1 protein-coding gene is annotated in these 386 nt (G+C 69.7%); it reads left to right on the top strand.

The annotated features are described in order from the left end of the window. A partial coding sequence (locus VSR82_RS40105) for a condensation domain-containing protein (protein WP_498858938.1) occupies positions 1-386 on the top strand: 386 nt, incomplete at both ends.

Below are 386 nucleotides of genomic sequence, written 5' to 3'. Positions count from 1 at the left end.
GCTGGCCTGGCAGAATAACGCGCTGGGGCGGCTCGATCTTCCCGGGCTGGGCGTGGAGGAGGTGGTGGACAATGCGCCCGGGCAGATCCGGTTCGAGCTGGAGCTGAACGTAGGCGAGTGTGACGGGCGGATCGTGGGCACGCTGGGCTATGCCACGGCGCTGTTCGAAGAGTCGACGGTCAGGCGGCAGCGGGATTATCTGCTGGCGCTGCTGCGGGCGATGGTTGCAGACGCGGGCCAGCCGGTGGAGCGCATCGATATCCTGCCGGCGGCGGAGCGCCGGTATCTGCTGGAGGAGCTGAACCGCACGGAGGCGGCGTACCCGTCGGAGCGGTGCATCCATGAGCTGTTCGAGGCGCAGGTGCGGCGGGCGCCGGAGGCGGTGG

Source organism: Burkholderia sp. JPY481, from assembly GCF_038900515.1.
GTDB lineage: Bacteria > Pseudomonadota > Gammaproteobacteria > Burkholderiales > Burkholderiaceae > Paraburkholderia > Paraburkholderia youngii.
The sequence above is the reverse complement of the archived record's forward strand: the minus strand, read 5'-3'. Positions and strand labels throughout refer to the sequence as shown.